This is a genomic window from Duganella aceris (assembly GCF_011090165.1).
In the GTDB taxonomy this organism is placed as follows: Bacteria; Pseudomonadota; Gammaproteobacteria; order Burkholderiales; family Burkholderiaceae_D; genus Rugamonas; species Rugamonas aceris.
On sequence record NZ_JAADJT010000009.1, the window covers coordinates 93,588 to 116,988 of the forward strand.

Annotated in this window: 20 protein-coding genes; 17 read left to right on the forward strand and 3 right to left on the reverse strand. The window is 67.9% G+C overall.

Annotation, left to right across the window (positions count from 1 at the left end; all coding sequences use genetic code 11):
- Window positions 1-13: 13 nt before the first annotated feature.
- From GW587_RS19875 to GW587_RS19945, 15 genes are all read left to right on the forward strand, one after another.
- Window positions 14-163: a hypothetical protein gene (locus tag GW587_RS19875; protein WP_166106341.1), complete on the forward strand. Its 150-nt coding sequence runs from the start codon at window positions 14-16 to the stop codon at window positions 161-163.
- 74 nt (window positions 164-237) lie between these two features.
- A complete protein-coding gene (locus GW587_RS19880; protein ID WP_166106342.1) occupies window positions 238-399 on the forward strand; it encodes a Flp family type IVb pilin in 162 nt (53 codons plus the stop codon).
- A 75-nt stretch (window positions 400-474) separates the two neighbouring features.
- The gene (locus GW587_RS19885) at window positions 475-1,056 is read left to right on the forward strand and encodes an A24 family peptidase (protein WP_166106343.1); all 582 of its coding nucleotides are present in this window, start codon (window positions 475-477) and stop codon (window positions 1,054-1,056) included.
- A 102-nt stretch (window positions 1,057-1,158) separates the two neighbouring features.
- Window positions 1,159-2,544 (forward strand): DUF8689 domain-containing protein, encoded by a 1,386-nt coding sequence (locus tag GW587_RS19890; protein WP_166106344.1) that lies wholly within the window; start codon window positions 1,159-1,161, stop codon window positions 2,542-2,544.
- A 15-nt stretch (window positions 2,545-2,559) separates the two neighbouring features.
- Window positions 2,560-3,417: a Flp pilus assembly protein CpaB gene (cpaB, locus tag GW587_RS19895; RefSeq protein ID WP_166106345.1), complete on the forward strand. Its 858-nt coding sequence runs from the start codon at window positions 2,560-2,562 to the stop codon at window positions 3,415-3,417.
- 33 nt (window positions 3,418-3,450) lie between these two features.
- On the forward strand, window positions 3,451-5,004 hold the full coding sequence (locus GW587_RS19900) for a type II and III secretion system protein family protein (RefSeq protein ID WP_166106346.1): 1,554 nt from the start codon (window positions 3,451-3,453) through the stop codon (window positions 5,002-5,004).
- An 8-nt stretch (window positions 5,005-5,012) separates the two neighbouring features.
- On the forward strand, window positions 5,013-5,309 hold the full coding sequence (locus tag GW587_RS19905) for a hypothetical protein (RefSeq protein ID WP_166106347.1): 297 nt from the start codon (window positions 5,013-5,015) through the stop codon (window positions 5,307-5,309).
- Window positions 5,310-5,352: 43 nt separating this feature from the next.
- Complete coding sequence (locus GW587_RS19910) at window positions 5,353-6,525, forward strand: CpaE/TadZ family protein (protein ID WP_166106348.1); 1,173 nt, start codon at window positions 5,353-5,355, stop codon at window positions 6,523-6,525.
- Between the two features lie 47 nt (window positions 6,526-6,572).
- Window positions 6,573-7,922 carry a TadA family conjugal transfer-associated ATPase gene (locus GW587_RS19915; protein ID WP_166106349.1) on the forward strand — a complete coding sequence of 450 codons (1,350 nt, stop codon included), beginning with the start codon at window positions 6,573-6,575 and terminating at the stop codon, window positions 7,920-7,922.
- A gap of 6 nt (window positions 7,923-7,928) precedes the next feature.
- The gene (locus GW587_RS19920) at window positions 7,929-8,903 is read left to right on the forward strand and encodes a type II secretion system F family protein (protein ID WP_166106350.1); all 975 of its coding nucleotides are present in this window, start codon (window positions 7,929-7,931) and stop codon (window positions 8,901-8,903) included.
- Between the two features lie 9 nt (window positions 8,904-8,912).
- Window positions 8,913-9,845, forward strand: coding sequence for a type II secretion system F family protein (locus GW587_RS19925; RefSeq protein WP_166106351.1), 933 nt, complete (start codon window positions 8,913-8,915; stop codon window positions 9,843-9,845).
- An 8-nt stretch (window positions 9,846-9,853) separates the two neighbouring features.
- On the forward strand, window positions 9,854-10,939 hold the full coding sequence (locus GW587_RS19930) for a LytR C-terminal domain-containing protein (protein ID WP_166106352.1): 1,086 nt from the start codon (window positions 9,854-9,856) through the stop codon (window positions 10,937-10,939).
- Between the two features lie 2 nt (window positions 10,940-10,941).
- The gene (locus GW587_RS19935; RefSeq protein ID WP_166106353.1) at window positions 10,942-13,854 is read left to right on the forward strand and encodes a beta strand repeat-containing protein; all 2,913 of its coding nucleotides are present in this window, start codon (window positions 10,942-10,944) and stop codon (window positions 13,852-13,854) included.
- A 24-nt stretch (window positions 13,855-13,878) separates the two neighbouring features.
- A complete protein-coding gene (locus GW587_RS19940; RefSeq protein WP_166106354.1) occupies window positions 13,879-14,589 on the forward strand; it encodes an alpha/beta hydrolase in 711 nt (236 codons plus the stop codon).
- Window positions 14,590-14,714: 125 nt separating this feature from the next.
- Window positions 14,715-16,364 carry a methyl-accepting chemotaxis protein gene (locus GW587_RS19945; protein WP_166106355.1) on the forward strand — a complete coding sequence of 550 codons (1,650 nt, stop codon included), beginning with the start codon at window positions 14,715-14,717 and terminating at the stop codon, window positions 16,362-16,364.
- Here the strand turns inward: GW587_RS19945 and GW587_RS19950 are convergent.
- Genes GW587_RS19950 through GW587_RS19960 form a run of 3 tightly spaced genes read right to left on the reverse strand, consistent with a single transcriptional unit; the run spans window position 16,323 to window position 20,202 of the window.
- Complete coding sequence (locus GW587_RS19950) at window positions 16,323-17,882, reverse strand: sensor domain-containing diguanylate cyclase (RefSeq protein WP_166106356.1); 1,560 nt, start codon at window positions 17,880-17,882, stop codon at window positions 16,323-16,325. The two genes, GW587_RS19945 and GW587_RS19950, sit on opposite strands and share 42 nt — an antisense overlap.
- A gap of 41 nt (window positions 17,883-17,923) precedes the next feature.
- A complete protein-coding gene (gene waaF / locus GW587_RS19955) occupies window positions 17,924-18,973 on the reverse strand; it encodes a lipopolysaccharide heptosyltransferase II (RefSeq protein WP_166106357.1) in 1,050 nt (349 codons plus the stop codon).
- The gene (locus GW587_RS19960) at window positions 18,970-20,202 is read right to left on the reverse strand and encodes an O-antigen ligase family protein (RefSeq protein ID WP_166106358.1); all 1,233 of its coding nucleotides are present in this window, start codon (window positions 20,200-20,202) and stop codon (window positions 18,970-18,972) included. The genes waaF and GW587_RS19960 overlap by 4 nt, the downstream gene beginning before the upstream one ends.
- 23 nt (window positions 20,203-20,225) lie before the next feature.
- Here GW587_RS19960 and GW587_RS19965 point away from each other — a divergent pair, with 23 nt between their 5' ends.
- Window positions 20,226-21,068 carry a glycosyltransferase family 2 protein gene (locus GW587_RS19965; protein WP_166106359.1) on the forward strand — a complete coding sequence of 281 codons (843 nt, stop codon included), beginning with the start codon at window positions 20,226-20,228 and terminating at the stop codon, window positions 21,066-21,068.
- Window positions 21,065-23,359: a glycosyltransferase family 9 protein gene (locus tag GW587_RS19970; protein ID WP_229259559.1), complete on the forward strand. Its 2,295-nt coding sequence runs from the start codon at window positions 21,065-21,067 to the stop codon at window positions 23,357-23,359. The genes GW587_RS19965 and GW587_RS19970 overlap by 4 nt, the downstream gene beginning before the upstream one ends.
- Window positions 23,360-23,401 lie beyond the last annotated feature (42 nt).

Here is a 23,401-nt window from a genome sequence, read left to right on the forward strand (position 1 = left end):
AACAGGAGCGGAAATGCGCATAGCAAACAGGAAGGCAGACAGCAAGACCGGCTTTATCGGCGATGCGGAAGGCGCCACCCTGATGGAATATGCACTGCTCGCTGCACTGGCCTCGGTCGTAGCAATGATCGCGCTGCTTGCTCTTTTAGGACCTAAGACCTGAACCCCGTTTTAGTTGATGTGTAGTAGCGGTAAATAAATAGATAACTCACCCAACATAACCCAAGGATAAATATCATGAACGCCATCAAAAATTTCATCGCTGACGAAGCCGGCATCACCGCAATCGAATACGCACTGCTGGCAGCCGCCATCGCCGCCGCCGTGATCACCGCTGCAAGCGGCCTGGGCACCAAGATCGGCGCCGCTTTCACCGCTCTGGGCAACAAGCTGGCGTAATTCGGCATCACGTATGAAAATGCGGGGCGACTATCGCTCCGCATTTTTTTTTTGGGCGAACCAATAAAGGCGATCATGAACTATGTGCCCCTGACTCTGCTGTGTCTGCTGTTGGCGCTGGCGGTATGGAACGACTTGCGCACCCGGCGCATCCCCAACCAGTTGGTGTTCGCCGGGGCCCTGCTCGGCCTGGCGCTGAACGCCGCCGTGCCGGACGGCGCCGGCTTGTTCATCGCGCCGTTCGGCGGCATCGGCCTGCTGTGGTCGCTGGCCGGCCTCGGCCTCGGCCTGGCCTTGCTATTGCCGATGTATATGCTGCGCGCGCTCGGCGCCGGAGACGTCAAGATGATGGCGATGATCGGCGCCTTCGTCGGGCCGTCGGCGGTGCTCGATATCGTCCTGCTGACGCTGCTGGCCGGCGGCGTGCTGGCCCTGGCCGTGGCCGCCTGGACCGGGCGTTTGCGCGCCATGCTGCGCAACACTTATCATATGGGCATGTACTCGGTGCTACGCGGCCTGCACGGCGAATCGGCGCGCATCGAAGCACCGGCCACGCCCAGCGGGCGCCTGCCTTATGCGGTGGCGATCAGCGCCGGCACGCTGCCCTACCTGGTGATCGGCGCCTGCAGCGGCCGCGCGCTGGCGTTGTTTGGCTGAGCGTCATATTTACAACAAGAAGTTTTTATATAACAAACACCTGACGTCGCGATATAATTGTTTGCTCGGCAATATTCTTGAATCGCTCCACCGAAGGAAGTCATGCACGCAGACTCGGGCTCGTCAGTCGCCACCGTCGAAACCACTCTCCCCGCCGAGGCGCGCGCACCGCGCAGCCTCGATGAGACCGGCCTGCCTTTTTTGTTCCTGGTGGAGCTGGTGGCCAAAGTGCTGTTCCAGCGCGGCCAGGTCAGGTTGCCGGAACTGGCGACCCACCTGAAGCTGAGCATCAGCGTGATCACGCCGCTGGTCACCCACCTGCGCAATGAAAAGCTGTGCGAAGTCACGCGCAGCGGCCACAGTGGCACCGACGCCGACCTCACCTATCACCTCACCGACGCCGGCGCCCAGCGGGCCATCGCCTGCCTGAGCCGCAACTCCTACGCCGGCCCGGCGCCGGTGACGCTGGCGGCCTACGTGGCGCAGGTCGACGCGCAGAGCGTGCGCAATCTGCATGTCACGCGCGACCACGTACGGGCCGCCTACCACGACGTGGTGGCCAGCCCGGGCGTGCTGGACCAGATGGGCGCGGCGATGAACTCCGGCCGCGCCGTGTTCATCTACGGCCAGGCCGGCAGCGGCAAGACCTTCCTGGCCGAACGGCTGTGCGGCCTGCTGCATGGCGCCATCGCGGTGCCGTATGCGATCATGATCGACGGCGAAGTGGTGCCCTTCTACGATCCGGTGCAACATCGCCCGGCCGCCGGCGCCGACCCGACCGACACCGGCGACAGCCTGCGGGCGCTCGACGCGCGCTGGGTGCGCGGCCTGCAGCGCCCCACCGCGCTGACCGGCGGCGAGCTGACGCTGGAGATGCTGGACCTGCGCTTCGACGCCAACACCCGGCTGTATCAGGCGCCTCCCCATTTGAAAGCCAACAACGGCATCTTCATCATCGACGACCTGGGAAGGCAGCGCTGTTCGCCGCTGGAATTGATGAACCGCTGGATTGTGCCGATGGACCGTGGCGTGGATTATCTTTCGTTGCACACAGGCCTCGTTTTTCAGGTTCCTTTCGATGTGGTCGTGGTATTCTCGTCGAACTTCTTGCCTGAGAGATTGTCCGATGGCGCCTTCCTGCGCCGGCTTGGTTACAAGATCGAAGTCCCGCCCCAAACCCAGGCGGAATATGAACTGCTGTTCCGCCAGGCCTGCGCGCAATACGGCATGGCGTTCGACGCCGCCGCCTTCGCCTACTTGCTGAGCGAACACCACGCCAAGGAAGACACGCCGATGCTGGCCTGCTACCCGCGCGACCTGGTGCGCCAGGTGCGCGACCTGGCGCGCTACGAAAGCGCGCCGGCGCAATTGGACCGGCGCTCCATCGATTGGGCGTGGAACAATTATTTCGCCGGCGCCGGCGCCCGCCGCGTCGCCGACCAGCAAAAAAAAGAACGCGAACGCCGCGACCACACAACACCGGGATAACCGAGAAAGCAGAGCATGAGAAATACGCGGGCCTTGACGATGATAGGAGTGGCGCTGGTGATGGCGCTGGCGGCGGTGGTGCTGGCCGCGCAATGGATAGCGGGCCAATCGGCCAGCAACAGCAACAAGGTGGCGGTGGCGCTGCTCGATATCAGCATGGGCGCGCGCATCACGCCGGAACTGGTGCACATGGTCGACTGGCCGGTCAACTCGATGCCGCCCGGCGCCGTGCTGGATCTGAAAGCGCTGGACGGCCGCATCACCCGCAGCAACATCCAGCGCGGCGAGCCGCTGATGGAAAGCAAACTGGCGCCCGCCGGCACCACCGGCGGCCTGTCGGCCGTGGTCTCGGCCGGCAAGCGGGCGATGACGGTCCGCGTCAACGACGTGGTCGGCGTGGCCGGCTTCGCGCTGCCGGGCAACTTCGTCGACATCCTGGTCAACACCCAGAACGATTTTCATGGCGACACTGCGCCGCGCGAACAGGCGATCTCGAAGATCGTGCTGGAGCGCATCCTGGTGCTGGCCATCGCCCAGGAATCCAACCGCGACGACACCAAGCCGAAAGTGGTCAACGCCGTGACGCTGGAACTGACGCCGGAGCAGGTCGAGAAGCTGGACCTGGCGCGCAGCGTCGGCACCTTGTCGCTGGTGCTGCGCAACCAGATCGACCCGCAATCGGCCAACACCGAGGGCGCCACCAAGAGCAGCCTGCTGGACGACGGCAAGCCGCGTCCGGCCGCCGCGCCGATGCCCGCGCCGGCTGTGGCCGCCGCTCCGGCCGCGCCGCGTCCGCGTCCGGCGCCGCGCGCGCCCGAGGGCGACAAGGTTGAAGTGATCAAAGGCCTGGAGCGCAGCTCCCAGCAGTTTTAATCCTATCCACGGATAACCAGAGAGACCGACTTGATGACAGTATTTTCCCGCGCGGCCACGCCGGCGCCCTTCCGACTGACCTCGCTGACGGCGGCCTGTGGCGCCGCACTGCTGGCCCTGGCCGCCGCGCAGGCGCAAGCCGCCGCCAAGAACCCGCCGCCGGCGCCGGCCATCGCCGCCACCAGCGTCGCCGGCAGCGCCGGCCGGGTCGAACTGGCGGCGCAGATCAATCTGTCCGAAGGCAAGTCGACGCTGATGCACCTGCCTTACCCGGCCGCGCGGCTGGCGGTCGGCGACGCCAAGGTGGCCGACGTCATCCTGATCAATCCCAGCGAGGTGTACATGCTGGGCAAGTCCACCGGGTCGACCAATCTGATCCTGTGGAACAAGGCGAATCAAGCCACCATCATCGACATCGTGGTCGGCCTCGACACCGTCGCGCTGCGCCAGCAGTTCGACCAGCTGTTCCCCGATGAGAAAGATATTCGCGTCACCGTCTCCGGCAACGCGCTGATCCTGTCCGGCACCGTCACCGACTCGGTGCGGGCGGCGCAGATCGTCTCGGTGGCCGGCGCCTACCTGCAGCGCAACGGCCGCAATGGTGGCGCGCAGCCGGCGGGCGCGGCGCCGGCCGCGGCCGCCCCGGCGGACAACGCGGCGGCGGCGGCGGCGCCGTTGTCCGCCGGACAAGGCACCGGCGGTCGCATCATCAACATGCTGGCCGTTGCCGCGCCACAGCAGGTGATGCTGGAAGTGAAGATCGCGGAAGTCTCCAAGACGCTGGTCGACCAGCTAGGCGCCTCGGTCGGCGTCGCCGGCGCGCGCGGCAGCTGGACCTACACCATGCTGTCCAATCTGCTGAGCGGCAACCCCAACAAGCTCGACGCCTTCAACAAGAACGGCAACTTCCTCACCCTCGACGCGCAGAAGAACGACGGCCTGGTCAAGGTGCTGGCCGAACCGACCGTGATGGCCATCAGCGGCCAGGAAGCCAGCTTCCTGGCCGGCGGCAAGATCTTCATCCCGGTGGCGCAAACCAGCGGCTCCGGCACCCCCAGCATCACGCTGGAGGAAAAGGAATTCGGCATCGCCGTCAAGTTCACTCCGACCGTGCTCGAAGGCGGCCGCATCAACCTGCGCGTGGCGCCGGAAGTATCCGAGCTGAACCGGGAGGGCGTCGGCATCAGCACCAACGGCAGCAGCACCGCCATCCTGCCCTCGTTCACCACCCGCCGCGCCAGCACCACGGTGCAGCTGTTCGACGGCCAGAGCTTCGCCATCGGCGGCCTGATCAAGAATAACGTGACCACCAGCATCAAGGCTTTCCCCGGCCTGGGCGAGATCCCGGTGCTGGGCGCGCTGTTCCGCAGCAGCGACTTCCAGAGCGATCGCACCGAGCTGGTGTTCATCGTCACGCCGCATCTGGCGCGGCCGCTGCCGCCGAACCACAAGCTGCCGACCGATACCTATAGCGAGCCGAATCGTTTCGACTTCTTCCTGCGCGGCAAACTGGAGGGTAACGCTCCTTCGGTGCCGCCGGCGCCCGCCGCCACCGCCCCGGCCGCCGCCGGCTTCGACGTCAAATAGGAGTGCGCATGACACCAGCATCCCCCGCCATGCCATATTCCGTCGCGCGCCTGCTCATGCTGTGCGCGTCGGCCGCCGCCCTGAGCGCCTGTTCGGTGGCGCCGCGCGTCGAGCGCGACTTCGGCAACAGCCTGCGCCTGGCGCAGGCGCAGCAGACGCTGTACCCGGAGGCGCGGCGGAACCTGTCGCCGGTCAACGGGCTCGACGCGCAGGCGGCCAAGAGCGCCTACGACAATTACCAGAAATCCTACGCCGAGCCGGACAAGCAAGGCAACGGTTTCACCATCGGCGTCGGCGCCAAGTAAGCCGCGCCGGTCCGCCCCCACTTGATAGTGAGCAGGAATCAAATTGAAGATAGCCGTTATTTCCCGCGATGAACGACACTTGGCCGATGTGATGCGGTTGCTGCGCGCACGCGCGCCGTCCGACGAAATCGACCACCTGGTCGGCGGCGTCGCGCGCACCGCGACCCTGGCCGACGAACAGTTGCCCGACGTGCTGATCATCGACCGTCCAACGGCCGAGGACGGCGACCTGGAACAGCTGGAGCGCTTTTCGTCCCAGCATCCGCGCATCGCCTGCGTCGCGCTGAGCACCGAACGCGATCCGGAATTCCTGATGCAGGCGATGCGCGCCGGCGTGCGCGAGGTATTACCGTCGCCGGCCACCAGCGCCACGCTGTATCCGGCCATCGAGCGCATCAGCGAGAAGCTGGAGCGGCGCGCCCAGACCAACGGCCAAGTGCTGGCTTTCATCTCCTGCAAGGGCGGCAGCGGCGCCACTTTCCTCGCCACCAACCTCGGTTACGCGCTGGCCGCCAATGGCAGAAAAAAGGTGGCGCTGATCGACATGAACCTGCAGTTCGGCGACGCCTCGCTGTTCGTCTCCGATCAGAAGCCGCTGGCCACGCTGAGCGACGTGGCGCAGCAGATCCACCGGCTCGACCCGTCGTTCCTGGCGTCGAGCATGCTGAGCATCACGCCCAACTACGGCGTGCTGGCCGCGCCGTCCGACCCGGCGCACGCCAACGACGTCAAGCCCGACCATATCGACGCCATCCTCAAGCTGGCGCGGCGCCAATACGACTTCGTGCTGCTCGACGTCGGCCGCAGCCTGGACGCGGTCAGCATCCGCGCGCTCGACCACGCCGACCACATCTATCCGATCCTGCAGACCACGCTGCCGTACATCCGCGACAGCAAACGCCTGCTCAACGTGTTCCGCTCGCTGGAATACGGCAAGGACAAGATCCACCTGATCGTCAACCGCCACGACAAGGGCGGCGAGATCCGCCTGAAGGACTTGGAGGGCGCGTTCGACGCCGACGTGTCGATCACCATTCCCAACCACTACGATGCGGCCGCCGCTTCGGTCAACCAGGGCGTGCCGGTGATCCAGCTGTCGCCGGCCAGTCCGCTGAGCCTGGCGCTGGTCGAGCTGGCGGCCAAGCTCAGCGGCGAGACGACGGTCGCATCGAATAGCGGTGGCTGGCTCTCCAAGCTGCTGCCGCGCAAGAGTTGAACGGCAGCCGCCGCAAGCAGCAGCAACAGTAAGCAAGGAAAACCTCCATGAACATCAACGTTTCATTGCGTGAACGGCTCGAAAGCGGCGAAGCGCGCGGCTCGGGCCAGCGGGCGCCCGGCATCGACAACCGCGCCTATCAGAAGCTCAAGACGCGGCTGCACGCCGCGCTGCTCGATCGGGTCGATCTGGAGAGCATGCAGCGCCTGACCCAGGACCAGATCCGCACCGAGCTGCGCAACCTGGTCGAGAAGCTGCTGGAGGAAGACGCGGTGGTCATCAACGACGCCGAACGCAAGACGTTGACGCGCGACATCCAGAACGAGATGCTCGGCTTCGGTCCGCTCGAACCGCTGCTGGAGGACCCGACCGTCTCCGACATCCTGGTCAACACCTACAAGCAGATCTACGTCGAGCGGCGCGGCAAGCTGGAGCTGACCGACGTCACCTTCAGCGACGACGCCCACCTGATGAAGATCATCGACAAGATCGTGTCGCGGGTCGGCCGCCGCATCGACGAGTCCAGCCCGATGGTCGACGCCCGGTTGCCGGACGGCTCGCGGGTCAACGCCATCATCCCGCCGCTGGCGATCGACGGCCCGATCATGTCGATCCGGCGCTTTTCCGCCGATCCGCTGCGGCTGGCCGACCTGGTCGCCTACGGCAGCATGACGGCCGATATGGCCGAGGTGCTGCAAGGCCTGGGCAAGGCCAAGGTCAACATCCTGATCTCGGGCGGCACCGGCTCCGGCAAGACCACCATGCTGAACGTGATCTCCGGCTTCATCGGCCGCACCGAGCGCATCGTCACGGTGGAAGACGCAGCCGAGCTGCAGCTGCAGCAGCCACACGTGGTGCGGCTGGAAACCCGCCCCGCCAACATCGAGGGTAAAGGCGAAGTGTCGCAGCGGGCGCTGGTGCGCAACGCGCTGCGGATGCGCCCCGACCGCATCATCCTGGGCGAGGTGCGCGGCGCCGAGGCGCTCGACATGCTGGGCGCGATGAACACCGGCCACGAAGGCTCGATGGCCACCATCCACGCCAACACCCCGCGCGACGCGCTGACCCGGCTGGAGAACATGATCAGCATGGCGGCCGCCAACCTGCCGACCAAGGCCATGCGCCAGCAGATCAGTTCGGCCGTCGGCGTGGTAGTGCAGGTGTCGCGCCTGACCGACGGCAAGCGCAAGGTGATGTCGATCCAGGAAGTGACCGGCATGGAAGGCGAAATGATCACCATGCAGGAGATCTTCAGCTTCAAGCAGACCGGCCTCGGCGACGATGGCACCGTGCAGGGACACCACACCTCCAGCGGCGTGCGGCCGCGCTTTGTCGAGCGCTTGCGTAATTTCGGCATTACCGTCGGCGCCAATGTGTTTGAACCCGTGACGAGGTAGGTCGCCATGAACATCCGTCTGATTCTGCTCGCCCTACTGCTGTTCTGCGCCGTCCTGCTGCTGGTGTGGGGCATCTACACCGGTTGGAACAATAGTCGCGGCCCGGAAGCCGAGCGGGTGGCGCGGCGCCTGCGCAACGCGCTCGGCGACAGCGGCAGCGAGCTGGCGGTGTCGATCACCAAGGAGCGCGTGCTGAGCCGCGACGCCGGCCTGCAGCGTCTGTTGTTGGCCATTCCCGGCATCATGCGGCTGGACCGGCTGCTGCTGCAGGCTGGCCGCAGCATGAGCACCGCCCAGCTGTGCGCGCTGATGCTGGGTTGCGGCCTGGTGGCGCTAATACTGTTTTCCATGTTGCACCTGCCATGGTCGGCGCGGTTGGTGTTGGCGGCGCTGGGCACCACCCTGCCCCTGCTGGAGGCGATGCGCGCGCGCCGGAAGCGCATTTTGCGCATCGAACTGCTGTTGCCCGATGCGCTCGACATGATGAGCCGCGCCATGCGCGCCGGCCATGCCTTCCCCACAGCGCTGAAGATGGTGGGCGACGAGATTCCCGATCCGCTGGGCGTCGAATTCCGCACCGTGTTCGACGAGGTCAACTTCGGCGTCTCCATGCCGGACGCGCTGATGAACCTGGCCGTCCGCGTACCCAGCACCGACCTGCGCTACTTCGTCATCGCGGTGCTGATCCAGCGCGAAACCGGCGGCAACCTGACCGACCTGCTGACCTCGATCAGCGCCATCATCCGCGACCGCCTCAAGCTGCTCGGCCAGGTGAAGATCATGTCGGCCGAAGGGCGCATGTCGGCCTGGGTGCTCGGCGGGCTACCGTTCGTGGTGGGCGGCTTCACCATGATGACGAGCCCGGGTTCGCTGGACATCCTGTTCAACGACCCGACCGGTCAGAAACTGCTGATCGGCTCGTTCTCGCTGATGGTCGTCGGCATGTTCGCGATCCGCCGCATCACGCATATCCAGGTCTGAGGAATTCCCATGACGATCATACAAATCCTGTTCCTGGTGGTGTTGTTCATCGCCGTTTTCGGCGGCGTGGTGCTGGCCGCGCGCCTGCTGAGCGCCAATCCGGTCAAGGACCGGCTGGAAGCGCTGCAGGAACGCAGCCAGGTCACACGCGGCAACCTGCGCTGGGTCGAATACATGGTCAACCTGGCCGCGCCGCTGGCCAAGCTGTCGGTTCCCACCGAGGGCTGGGAAAATTCGCCGGTTCGCACCCGTTTCATCAACGCCGGCTGGCGCACTCCGTCGACCCCCGGCATGTTCTATGCCGGCAAGACGGGACTGGCGGTGCTGCTGCCGCTGATCGTGTTCCTGTACCTGAGCAGCACCGCCACCGGCGACGACGACAACCGGCTGATGTGGATGATCATGGCCGCCGGGCTGGGCTACTACCTGCCGAACATCGTGCTCAATCACGTGGTCAACAAGCGCCAGCGCGACATCTTTGAAAGTTTCCCCGACGCGCTGGACCTGATGACGGTGTGCGTCGAGGCAGGGTTGGCGATGGACGCCGCGCTGGCCCGCGTCGCCAACGAGATCGGGCTGAAAAGCCTGGTGCTGGCCGAGGAAATGCAGCTGGTGACGCTGGAATTACGCGCCGGCAGCGCGAAGGATAAAGCGCTGCGCAATCTCGCCCTGCGCACCGGGGTCGAAGACGTCGATTCGCTGGTCACGCTGTTGATCCAGGCCGACCGCTTCGGCACCAGCATCGCCGATTCGCTGCGCATCCAGTCCGAACTGCTGCGCACCAAGCGACGCCAGCGCGCCGAAGAAAAAGCCGCGAAGATTTCGTTGAAGTTGCTATTCCCGCTGATCTTCTTCATTTTCCCCAGTTTGTTCGTGGTTCTGCTGGGACCATCGATCCTGAACTTGACCCGCAACCTGCTGCCCACGATGGTCGGCAACTAAGGCGCTTCATGACCCCCTTGAACAAAAGCGTACCGGTGCTGCTCGCCGCCTGCCTGCTGCAAGCCTGCGGCGGCGCGCCCGTCAAGACCGAGCTGGCGATCGCGCCGGTGCTGCGGATCGAGGACAGCGCCGGCCTCGACGCCGCCTCGCTGTACCAGCTTGGCCGCTACCACCAACGGCGCGGCGAGGCGGCTGCCGCCGGCGCGGCGTTCGCCCGCTCGATCGCGCTGGCGCCGCGCCAGCTCGACGCGCGCAACGCCCAAGCCGCGCTGCTGGCCGGACAAGGCCAGGTGGACGCCGCCGTCGCCCTGCTGTTGCAGGTGGTCGGCGATTTCCCCGACCAGGTCCAACCGCTTAGCAACCTCGGCTATGCGTATCATCTTCAGGGCCAGGACGACTTGGCGCGGACCGTGCTGGAGCAGGCGCTGGCGCGCGATCCCGTGCACGCCCAGGCGCGCGCCAACCTGGCGTTGCTGGGACCGGCGCCGGTCTCAGCCGGCGCCCGCCTCGTTCGGAGCGCGACCGCCTCCCATGCGGCGCCAATCAGCAAGGCGTCCAGTGGCGCCGTCGCGCGGGAATCCGTGCCGCCCCGCATGGAAGTGGTGCAGATGGCGCCCAATGAATTCCGCCTGCAGCAGCGCAGCGTCGACCCGCTGGCGAGCCTGCAACCGGCGCCTGCCGCGGCGGCGCAAGACAGCGCGCCTCCGGCCGCCGACGAAGGCGCGCGGCTGCAAATCGTCAATGGCAACGGCGTGCGCGGCTTGGGCGAGCGAGTGCGCCGGCTGCTGGCGCGCCACGGCATCGACGCCGGCCGCGTGGTCAACCAGCGCGGCCACTACCAACGCACCACCATCATCGAATATTTGCCCGGCCAGCGGCCACGCGCCGACGCCATGCTGGCCGCGCTGCACGGCCGCGCCACGCTGCTGCCGGCGCGCGCGCTGCCCGGCGGCCTGTCGCTGCGGCTGGTGCTGGGCCGCGACCACGCCGCCAGCCTGGCCTTGACCGACCCCGACGACACGCCCGCGTCCACGCCCGCCCCGCTGCTGGCGGCGCTGGATCGCGCGGCCGTACCTCATTTCAACCAGGAGTAACCATGTTCAGAAACAAGCAGCCCCAGCGGTGGGTTAATTATGTCGCCAGCGCCGCGCTGGCGGCGGTGTTCGCGGCCGCGCTAGCCGCGTGCGGCGGCGGTGGCGGCGGCAGCTCCGGTTCCTGCACCGTCATCGACCCCACCCGCGACGCCAGCCTGCCCGGCTGCGGCACCGGCACCACCCCGCCCGCCAGCGCCGCACCGACGCTGACGCTCGCGATGACCGACGCCGCCGGCGCCGCCACCAATACCATCGCCGCCGACCGTCCGGCCACGCTGGTGGTGACGCTGAAGACCGCCGCCAACGCGGTCGCCGCCAACGTCCTGGTCAGTTTCAGCAGCACCGACAAGAGCGCGACCTTCTTCCCGGCCGCCGCCACCGCGCTGACCGACGGCGCCGGCGTGGCGCGCATCACGCTGCCGGTCGGCACCGTCTCCGGCGCCTTCACCGTCACCGCCAGCGCCACACTCGACAGCAAGACCGCGAGCGCCAGCGTCAACTACGTGATCAACCTGCCGCCGGCGGCCAGCAACGGCCTGACGCTGGTGCTCAACGACCTGAACGGCGCGGCCACCACCGCCATCACCCCGGCCAAGCCGGGCAGCCTGGCGGCCACGGTGCGCGACAGCAGCGGCGCCGCCGTCGCCAACACGCTGGTGACCTTCACCACCACGGACCGCACGGCGGTGCTGGTGCCGGCGATCGGCACCGCGCTCAGCAACGCCCAGGGTGTGGCCCAGGTCGCGCTGCCGGCCGGCAGCCAGCCGGGTGGCTTCACCGCCACCGCCAGCGCCAGCGTCGGCGGCAAGGCGACCATCGCCAGCACCAATTACCTGGTGACCCTGCCGACCGGTCCGACCACGCCGGTTCCGACGCTGACACTGACCCTGCTCAACGGCAGCGGCGGCGCCACCAGCAGCATCGCCCCCGACCGTCCGGGCACGCTGCTCGCGACCGTCAAGGACGGCGCCGGCACCGCAGTGGCCAACGCCTTGGTGACTTTCGCCACCAACGACAAGACCGGCGCGCTGACCCCGGCCACCGGCAGCGCCCTGACCAACGCCAGCGGCCAAGCCACTGCGGCGCTGGGCGCCGGCGCCGCCACCAGCGGCTATACCGCCAGCGCCAGCGTCAGCGTCGGCGGTGCCAGCCTGAATGCCACGGTCAATTACGCCGTCACGCTGCCGACGCTGACCCTGAGCGCGCCGGTGGTGAATCCCACCACGCTGGCCGCCGGCGGCACCGCCGGCCTGACGGTCACCGTTCTGAGCGGCGGCGTGCCCTACACGCCGGCGCAGCAGGTCAGCTTCAGCTCGCCTTGCACGCTGAACGGCAAGGCCAGCATCACCTCGCCGGTCACCACCGTTAGCGGCGTAGCCAGCACCTCCTACACCGACCTCGGATGCGGCGGCGTCGATCCGATCACCGCGTCGACCAGCTACAACGGCATCACCAGCACCAGCAGCGCCAACCTGACGGTGCAGCTGGCCACCGCCGGCCAGCTGGTGTTCGTCTCGGCGCTGCCGCAAAATATCGCGCTCAAGGGCACCGGCGGCGCCGGCCGCCAGGAAAGCTCGACCGTCACCTTTAAGGTGCTGGACCGTAACGGCAATCCGGTGTCCGGCCAGGCAGTCAACTTCGCACTCGACACCAGCGCCGGCGGCCTGTCGCTCAATCCCGCCAGCGCCACCACCGGCGCCGGCGGCCTGGTCACCACCACCGTCGCCTCGGGCACCGTCAACACCCCGGTGCGGGTGACAGCGACGCTGCCGGGCACCACGCTGAGCACCCTGTCCGACCAGCTGGTGGTGTCGACCGGCGTGCCGGAACAGAACAGCTTCACGCTGAGCGCGGTCACCAGAAACGTCGAAGGCGGCCAGTTCAACGGCTGCCCGGCGCCATCCGGCACCATCATCACCGCGCGCCTGTCCGACCACTTCCACAACCCGGCGCCGGATGGCACCGCCGTCAGCTTTACCGCCGAAGCCGGCACGATCGACGCCTCTTGCCTGACCGGCCTGGTCAACACCACCTTGACCGACGGCACCGTCATCACGCAAAAGGGCACCCCGGGCGAGTGCACGGTGCGCTACTGCGCCGGCAATCCGCGCCCGGCCGACAACCGCGTCACCATCCTCGCCTACGCGCTGGGCGAGGAAAGCTTCGTCGACGCCAACGGCAACAACCGTTATGAAGCCGGCGAAACCTTCACCGACCTCGGCGAGCCGTTCCGCAACGACCGCGCGGTCACCGACGTCAACGCCAACGGCGGCGACGATGCCTGGACCAGCGGCAACGCCGCCCGCGTCAGCGGCGAGCCGTTCATCGACTCCAACGGCAACGGCGCCTGGAATCCAACCGGCAACGGCGTCTACAACGGCGTGCTGCAAACGGTGCCGAACATCGGCAACGGCAACACCGTGCACGTGCGGCAATCGCTGGTGTTGGCGCTGTCGAACAGCGCGTCGACGATCTCGTTGCTGGAGCAGTCGCCGGTGACGGGTTTGGCGCTGTCCAGCTGCACCAACGGCACCACCTTCGTCAATGAAAGCAAGACCTTCCATTTTGCGATCCGCGACAATAACCCGACCGTGTTTGCCAACAACCGCCGCTCGGCTCATCTGGGCGATCCGCTGTGGCTGTTCGATCGTCCCGGCAATCCGCTGCCGGCCGGAAGCAAGATTACGTTCAGGACCTCCAACGGCATCCTGGGCAGCTTGGCCGAATTGACCGTGCCGAACACCATCGACGCCGATTCCAGCGCCTGGGTGTATACCGTACAGTTGGTCAGCGATGCGTTCCAATCGTCGGGCAGCCTGCTCTGCACCAACAACATCAGCAGCGGCGCGTTGACGATCACGGTCACCACCCCGAACGGCGTGGTCAGCAGCGCCAGCTTCCCGGTGACCGACTAAACCGGCACGGCGGCGGGTGACCTCATGCAGCCGCCCGCCGCGCCATCGCCCTACAGCGACGGCCGGCTGCACGCCCGTCCGATCCCGACCTCCCTGCGCACGCCGCACTCGCCGGCGCCGCCGCAGGGCGGTACCCACCAACTCACCTTCCCCGACGGCCGCCGCGCGCTGCTGCATGTGCCGCCGCCGCGCGCCGACGGCCTTCCCGCGCGCCTGCTGGTGCTGCTGCACGGCGCCGGCGGCCGGCATGGCGGCGGCGACATCGTCGCGCTGGCCGACGCGATGCATCGCGGCTCGCTGCTGCTGATCCCGGACGCGCTGTCGACCAGTTGGGACGTGCTGCGCGGCGGCTTCGGCGCCGACCTTTCCTTCATCGACCGCGCGCTGCTGTGGACCATGCAGCGCTACGACGTCGACCCGCGCCACATCGCCATCGCCGGCTTTTCCGACGGCGCCTCCTACGCGCTGTCGGTGGGCCTGATGAACGGCGCGCTGTTCTCCGACATCCTAGCGTTCTCGCCCGGCTTCATGGCGCCGCTGCGGCGCGAGGGCCGGCCGCGCGTGTTCGTCGCCCACGGCGACGCCGACCCGGTGCTGCCGGTGGCGCGCGGCCACGCCATCGCCCAGCGCCTGGCCGGCGAAGGCTACGAGGTGCGCTACGCGCAGTTCGACGGCGCCCACCTGGTCGAACCGGCGGTGGCGCGCGAGGCCCTGCGGCAGCTGGCGGCCCGCTGAGCCGCGCTGAGCCGCCAACGCGCGCAACTCGGCGCGCAACAAAGCGCGTATTTTCGCGCCCCTGCCGCGTGCTACATTGGTCAGCTGATCTTCCCTGTCACCCGCAAAAACGGAAGGGTATCAACATGCGATTCTCCGACTTCGGCATCAGCCGCAAACTGTATCTCGGCTTCGGCGCGGTGGTGTTCATCCTCGCCATCCTGCTCGGCAGCGCCTACACCAACTTCACGCGGCTGGCGCAGGCCAACGGCTGGAACAACCACACCCACGAAGTGATGGCCGAGACCCAGGCCCTGCTCGAAAGCCTGCTGAACATGGAGACCGGCGAACGCGGTTACGCGCTGACCGGCGAAGCGGCGTCGCTGGCGCCGCTGAAGACCGGACAAGCCGGCTTCGGCGCGCACCTGGCGCAGGCGCGCAAGCTCACGGCGGACAATCCCGCGCAGCAGGAACGCTTGCGCAAGCTGGGCGAGGCGCAGCAGGCGTGGTACGCCAAGGCGGTGGCGCCGGCGCTGGCGATGCGCGACAAGGCCAACGACGGCGCCAGCATCGATCCGCTGCTGTCGTTCGAGCGGGAAGGCCACGGCCGCGCCGGCATGGACAGCATGCGCGCGCTGCTGAAGGAGATCAGCGACGCCGAATCCGGCCTGCTGGCGCAGCGCGCCGCCGACGCCACCTCGCTGCAAAGCCTGACCGCCAACACCATCGTCATCGGCGGCCTGCTGACCATCACGCTGGCGGCGCTGCTGGCGTGGATCCTGAGCCGCAGCATCGTCGGCCCGCTGACGCATGCGGTGCGGATCGCGCGCAGCGTCGCCGCCGGCGATTTGAGCACCCACATCGCCTCGACCTCGCGCGACGAGACCGGACAGATGCTGCAGGCGCTGGGCGACATGAACCAAAGCCTGCTCAATATCGTCGGCGAGGTGCGGCGCGGCACCGACACCATCGCCACCGCCTCCGGCGAAATCGCGCGCGGCAACCAGGACCTGTCGTCGCGCACCGAACAGCAAGCCAGCTCGCTGGAGGAAACCGCGTCGTCGATGGAACAGCTGACCGGTACCGTCAAGCAAAACGCCGACCACGCGCGCCAGGCCAACACGCTGGCGCGCAGCGCCTCCGACGTGGCGACCAAGGGCGGCGCCATCGTCTCGCAGGTGGTCGACACCATGGGCAGCATCAACAACTCGTCGCGCAAGATCGTCGACATCATCTCGGTCATCGACGGCATCGCGTTCCAGACCAACATCCTGGCCTTGAACGCCGCCGTCGAGGCGGCGCGCGCCGGCGAGCAGGGACGCGGCTTCGCGGTGGTGGCCTCCGAGGTGCGCAACCTGGCGCAGCGCTCGGCCGCCGCCGCCAAGGAAATCAAGGAGCTGATCACCGCGTCGGTGGCCGATGTCGACGACGGTTCGCGCCTGGTCGCCGAGGCCGGACAGACCATGGGCGACATCGTCGACAGCATCCAGCGCGTGACCGACATCATGGCCGACATCACCTCCGCCAGCGACGAGCAGATCGCCGGCATCGAACAGATCAACCATGCGATCAGCCAGATGGACACGGTCACGCAGCAGAACGCGGCGCTGGTGGAGCAGGCCGCGGCGGCGGCGGAATCGTTGAAGGAGCAGGCGGCCAGTCAGGCGCAGGTGGTCAGCGTGTTCAAGCTCGACGCGCGCACGGCGGCGATGCTGGCGGCGCCGGCGGCGGGCGGGCCGCGCGCCGCGCCGCTGTTAGCCGACGATCGTGCCGGCCGGCGCGTCCTGGGCCGCTAGACACACGCGGTTGCGGCCCGCCGACTTGGCGGCGTACAGCGCCTTGTCGGCCGCCTCCACCAGCACCGGCGCCAAATGCATGCCGCGCTTGGGCGCGATGGTCGCTACGCCGGCGCTGATGCTGACGAAGCCGTAGCTGCTGCCGCTGTGCGGCATGCGCAGCTCCTCGATGGCGCGGCGGATGCGCTCCGCCACCGCGTGGGCGCCGTCGATGTCGGTGTTGGGCAGCAGGATGCCGATCTCCTCGCCGCCGTAGCGCGCGGTCAGGTCGCCCGGCCGCTTCGGCGTCAGCGCGCGGATCAATTTGCTGACCGCGCGCAGCACCTCGTCGCCGGCGCTGTGGCCGTAGACGTCGTTGTACTGCTTGAAGTAGTCGACGTCGATCATGATGAAGGCCAGCGTGGTCTCGTGGCGCATGGCGCGGCTGAACTCATTGCCCAGCGTGACGTCGAACTGGCGCCGGTTGGCCAGCCCGGTCAGGCCGTCCTGCATCGCCTGCCGCTCCAGCGTGCGGTTGACGCTTTCCAGCGCGTCGCGCGCCTTGCGCAATTCCGTCTCGGCCTGCTCGCGCAGCTTGATCTGGCCCACCAGCCGCTTGCCGAAATACCCCATCAGCGCCGCCAGCAGCACCACCCCGACCGAGCGCATGAAGGTGTCGCGCCGCCAGCGCTCCAGCATCTCCTCGCGCGACAGCGCCGCCGTCACGAACAGCGGATAGTGTTCCAGCGGGCGGAAGCTGTTGAGCCGCATCTCGCCGTCGTTGGACGAGGCGAAGTTGGCGCTGCCGACGCGCGCGTCGCCGCTGCGGCCGATGTATTCGCGGAACAGCGGCGTGTCGTTCATCCGCATGCCGACCCGGTTGCCGTCGTAGGGCTGGCGCAGCATCAGCGTGCCGCTGTTGGCGATCAGCGCCACCGCGCCGCGCCTGCCGATGTCGAAGCTTTGGTAAAAGCGGCGGAAGTAATCGATGTCCAGCGTCGCCAGCGCGACGCCGCCGAAGCTGCCGTCCGGCTTGTCGATGCGGCGCGACACCGGCATGATCCACTTGCCGCTGGAGCGGCTGATCACCGGATCGCCGACATGCGGGCCGCGCTCCGCGTGCGCGCTGTGGTAGATGAAGTATTCGCGGTCGGCGTTGTTGAAGGTCTGCTCGCCCGAGACCTCGCGCGAGTTGACGATCCACCGTCCCTGCTCGTCGTAGACGAACAATCCCACCAGCTGCGGCAGGTTGGCCACCTGCGCCTGCATCTGCCGGTGCACGCGGTCCAGCCGCAGCGGCGCCTTGCCTTCGGTCTCCAGGCGTTCGACGATATCGGCCAGCGCGGTGTCGGCCGCCTTGATGGTGTCGTCGGCCTGCTGCGCCATGGCGCGCGCGACGTTGGAGCTGAGCCGCTCCATTTCCTGCAACTGGCCGCTGCGCGCGTTGATGCTGCGCCAGACGTCGACCACGATCAGCGACAGGCACACCGCGCCGACAAAGACGGTAGCCCAGAAGGTGATGGAATATCGTTTAGTCATGCCGAAGTGGGCCGCGAGCGCCGGGACAAGGGATTACTGCTTTATACAGCAAAAACCGGCAGCATCGGTTGCAGGCTTTGCCACACCAATTGCGGCGTCATCTTGACCATGCAATCCTGATGCCCCAGCGGGCACTCGCGCTGCTTGCACGGCGAGCAGTCGAGACGCAAGGAGATCGACGCCGCCAGATCGGAAAACGGCGGCGCGTGATCCGGATCGGTGGGGCCGTACAAGGCCACCACCGGGCGGTTCAGCGCCGAGGCGATATGCAGCAGGCCGGAATCGTTGGCCACCACCGCCGCGCTGCGGGCGATCAGCGCGAACGCCTCGGCCAGGCTGGTGACGCCGGCGAGATTGAACACCGCCGCCCCGGCCGGCAGCGCCGCCGCCACCTCGGCGCAGGCTTCCTGGTCCTTGGGGGAGCCGAGCAAGGCGATCTGGGTCGACGGATCGCGCGCCAAAATCGCCTGCGCCAGGCCGGCGAAGTGGCGCGCCGGCCAGCGCTTGGCGCCGCCGAATTCCGCGCCCGGCGCGAACGCCACCAGCGGCCGCGCGGCGGCGATGCCGGTGCGCTCGCCGACGGCGGCGATCTGCGCCGCGCTCACCACCAGTTTGGGACGCGGCAGCGCGGCGCGCGCGGCGGCGCCCTGCTCCGCCACCGGCGCCGCCGCCAGCGCCGCGTAGAACGCCACCATCGGCCGCGGCGGCGTTTCGTCGTGGTGCATGATGTTGATCAGGCCATGCCGGCTCTCGCCTTTGTAGCCGACGCGGCGCCGGATCCCGGCCAGCCAGGGGATCAGCGCGTACTTGATGGTGTTGGGCAGGATGTAGGCCGCCGCGTAGCCGCGCCGCTTCAGCAGGCGCGCGTACTTCCAGCGCTGCTTCAGCTGCAGCGCGCCGTGGCGGAACGGCGTCTCCAGCACCTCGGCCACCTCCGCCGCGTGGCGCCACACCGGCGACACCGCCGGCGGCGCCAGCACGTCGATCACGGCGTCGGGATGGTCCGCGCGCAGCAATTGCAGCAAGGGCTGCGCCATCACCGCGTCGCCGATCCAGTTGGGGGAAATCACCAGGATGCGTGGTGCGCTCATGGCTGCTCCTCCTTCGCGTTCAGGCACAATCCGGCCAGCAGGAACAGCATCATCGCGTAGAACATATTACTCAGCACCGACCAGAAGATCACCTCGGTCAGGCCGAAGCTGAAGTAACTCAGCACCAGCAGCATGCCGGCCAGCGCCGGCGCGTTGCGGGCGCATTTTTCCTTCCGCATCTGCTTGAGGAAAAACAGGAACGGCAGCAGCAGCGTCAGGCTCCAGGCGATCAGCCCGATCACGCCGCCGAACACCAGCGCCTGCAGGATGTCGTTGTGGAAGTGCTCGAACTCCAGCACGTAGGGGTGGGCCTGGCCGTCCGCCACCAGCTGCTCCATCTCCGCCCGCACCGTCGGTCCGCTGGCGCCCAGCAGCGGGTGGTGCCGGATCACCTTCGCCGCCGCGCGCCACAGCTCGAAGCGGATGCCGACGTTGGTGTAGGTTTCGCCGCCGCCGAGGTATTGCCGCACATCGCTGATGCCCTGGTCGATGCGGTCGCGGGCGCCCGTCTGCGGGACAAAGTAAGTGCTCACCAACAAGGCCAGACCCAGCAGCGCCAGACCCTTGCGCAGGCGGCCGCGCAGCACGTGGCCGTGGCGCAGCAGCAGCAGGCTGGACAACAGCACCGCGATCCAGCCGCCGCGGGTGCCGGTGGCGATCGAGCCGATCAGGCCGGCCAGCGCGCCGATGCCGGGCCAGATCGCGGCGCGGCCGGAGAAATCCAGCATGCCGGCCAGGCACATCAGGCCCATGCACAGCATGATGTCGCCGAAGGTGATGGAATTGATCAAGCCGCCCGGGCGATCGATGCCCATGCCCCAGCGCTGATAGACGATGAACACGCAGCCGGCGCAGGTGCCGGCGATCAGGCCCCACCACAGCGCCTTGCGGCTGGGCCGGCAGGCCAGCACCGTCAGCGTCACCGTGACGGCGGCGAACATGCGGATCGGCTTCTCGACGTCGCGCAGGCGGGCGTCGTCGCGCAGCGCCAGCACCACCAGCCCCAGCAGCAGCACCGCGCCGAAAGCTATCAATACGCCGCGAATCTCAGTAAGATGGCGCAGCAATGCCGGCCAGCCCTCGCGGCGGTGGACGATGGCGGCCAGTAAAAAGGCGAAACTGCACAGCCCCACCCCGAAATTGGTGATCAACACCAGGAAAGGAAGCAGGAAAATCAGGCTGTGGACAAGGACAGTACTGGCGGGGGACTTGGCTAGGGTATTATTCATTCACGATTATCTTTTATTGCAACATGTCATCCGCCAATATTTCTGTCATCATCACCACCTACAACCGGCCGGATGCGCTGATCGCCGTGGTCGAGGCGTGTTTTGCCCAGGACGACCAGAGGTTCGAAATCATTATCGCTGATGACGGCTCCGGCCACAACACACAGCAGGCGGTGGCCGCGCTGCAGGCGCGCTCGCCGCTGCCGCTGCGTCACGTCTGGCAGGAAGACCTCGGTTTCCGCGCCGCGCGCGCGCGCAACCTCGGCACCTTGGACGCGCGAGGCGACTACATCATCTTCCTTGACGGCGACTGCGTGCCGCAGCGCAATTTTATCAGCCAGCACCGCAAGCTGGCGCAACGCGGCTATCTGGTGCAGGGCAGCCGCATCTTGCTCAATGAACAAGCCACGCAGCGGGTGCTGAGCCGGCATCTGGACGTGCAATGCCTCGGCATGGCGGACAAGCTGGCGTGGCGCGGCAGGGGCGAGCTCAACAAAGTGCTGCCGCTGCTGCTGACCCTGCCCGACGTGGGCCGCACCAGCCGGCGCTTCAGCTGGCGCCGCATCAAGAGCTGCAATCTGGCGGTCTGGCGCAGCGACCTGGAGCTGGTGAACGGCTTCGACGAGAGTTTTCTGGGCTGGGGCCATGAGGATTCCGACCTGGTGGTCAGGCTGTTCAACGCCGGCGTGATGCGCAAGGACGGCGCCTACGCCACCGAAGTGCTGCACCTGTGGCACCGGGAGAACGCGCGCGACCAGGAAAACAGCAACCGCGCCATCGTGCTGCAACGCGCCGCCGACCGCACCGTGCGCGCGGTCAAGGGATTGCTGCGGCAATGCCGTCCACTCGCGGAGTGCAGCCCATGACGACCCGCGACCCGGCGTTCATGCCCGAACGCGGCAGCCCGTACTCCTCGACCCTGCTGTTCGCGCTGCCGGCGCTGGCGCTGACCAGCAAGGACGGGCTGGGCCTGGTCCAGTGCGTGATCCTGCTGATTTTCATGCGCTATTTGCGCACGGTGGTGCGCGGGCACTTGCAGCATTGGGGCGAACTGTCCGGCGTGACGCTGGCGTTTTTGCTGTATTTCCTGGTGTCGCTGGGGCGCATGCTGCTGGAGCACCAGCCGCTGCGCGCGCTGGACGGGCCGTCGCGGCTGCTGTTCGGCCTGACCTGCATCGGCGTCATGTATTGCCTGCGGCCGCGCATCCGGTATTTCTGGCTGGGCTTGTGCGTCACCACGCTGCTGGGCGCGGCGATCGCCGCCTGGCAGGTGCTCAGCGGCGACATGCGGCAGGCGGTCGGCTTCACCCACCACGACATCGCCTTCGGCGACCTGGCGCTGGCCTCGGGCCTGATGGCGGTGTGCGGCCTGTCGGCGTTCCGCGATCCGCGTCTGGCGCGGCTGCGCTGGCTGCCGGGCCTGGCCCTGCTGGCCGGCGCGCTGGCCTGGGTGTTGTCGGGCGCCAGCGGCGGCTGGCTGGCGCCGCCGCTGGCGCTGATCGCGCTGCTGCGCTACGGCCGGCGCCTGTACGGCAGACAGCTGCTGCTGCCGTGCGCCCTCATGCTGGCCCTGGTGGCGCTGGCGTTCGCGCTGCCGGCCACCGGCATGGCTTACCGCACCGCGCTGGCGCTGGCCGACATCCAGCGCTACCTGGACGGCGGCGTGGTCGCCAGCCCGATGGGGGTGCGGCTGGAACTGTGGCGCGCGTCGCTGCTGATGTTCGCCGAACATCCGTGGCTGGGCGTGGGGCGCGACAACTTCGCCGCCGCGCTGCAGGCGCTGGCCGCCGCGGGCCGCCTGCCGGCGTCGCCGGCGCTGGGCTACGGCAACGGCAACAACGACCTGCTGCACGCGCTGGCCACCGGCGGCGTGCTGGACGCGGCGCTGCTGCTGCTGATGTATGGCGCGCCGCTGCGCTACTTCACCAACGAGCTGCGCCGTCCGGACCAGGGCCAGCACGGCCTGGCGCTGGCCGGGGTGGTGCTGGTGGCGGCCTTCATCGGCTTCGGCCTGACCGAGGTGATGTTCTGGCCGATGATGCCGAAAATGTTTTACGTCATGATGGTGTGCAGCCTGATCGGCATGTGCCTGGCGCTGCGCCACCGCGCGCCGGCGCCGCGCCGCATCCTGATCACGCGCACCGACAACATCGGCGACGTGGTGCTGACGCTGCCGCTGGCCGGCTACCTGAAGCAGCTGTACCCGGAGGCCGAGATCGTCTTCCTGTGCCGCCGCTACGCCGCCGGCGTGGTGCAGCAGTGCCGCCATGTGGACCGGGTGCTGACCATCGAGGAACTGGGTCCGGACCTGGCGCGTGGCATGCGGAAGATTGATTGCGACATGGTGCTGTTCGCGTTCCCGCGGCGCGAGCTGGCGTACGCCGCGCGCCGCGCCGGCATCGAGCGCCGGGTCGGCAGCACGCGCCGTGTCTACCACTTGTTCACCTGCAACCGCCTGGTCAACCTGACCAGTACCGACGCGCTCGGCGCGCGGCTGCATGAGGCGCAGCTCGGCTTCAAGCTGCTGGTGCCGCTGGGTGTCGACCACATCCCGCCGCGCGGCGACATCTGGCCGCTGTACGGCCTGACGGCGCCGCGTCACGCCGAAGCCGACGCCATACTGGCGCGTCCCGGCTTCAAGCTGATCCTGCACACCAAGTCCAACGGCAGCGGCCGCGAATGGCCGCTGCAACACTATCTGACGCTGGCCAAGCTATTGGGCGAGATCGACGGTGTGCGGGTGCTGCTGACCGGCAGCGCGGCCGAGGGCGAGCTGCTGGCGCAACAAGCGCCGGCGCTGCTGGCGCTGCCGCACGTGGAGAACGTGTGTGGCAAGCTGGACTTGACCGGCCTGACCGCGCTGGTGGGCGGCTGCGACGGCCTGGTGGCGAGCGGCACCGGACCGCTGCATCTGGCGGCGGCGATGGGGCGGCCGGTGGTGGGCTTGTTCCCGCCGATCAAACCGATCGACCCGCCGCGCTGGGCGGCGCTGGGCGAGCGCGCCACCAATCTGGTGAGCGCCACGGCCTGCGGCCATTGCTCCGATCCGGCGCGCTGCGAGTGCATGCTGGCGATCACGCCGCAGCAGGTGCTGGACGTGATCCTCGGTTGGCAAGGCGGGGTCAGTTCCGGCATCGTGCCACGGGCTCAACCGTAGCATCCGCTACGGTTGAGCCCGTGGCACGATGCCGGAACTGAC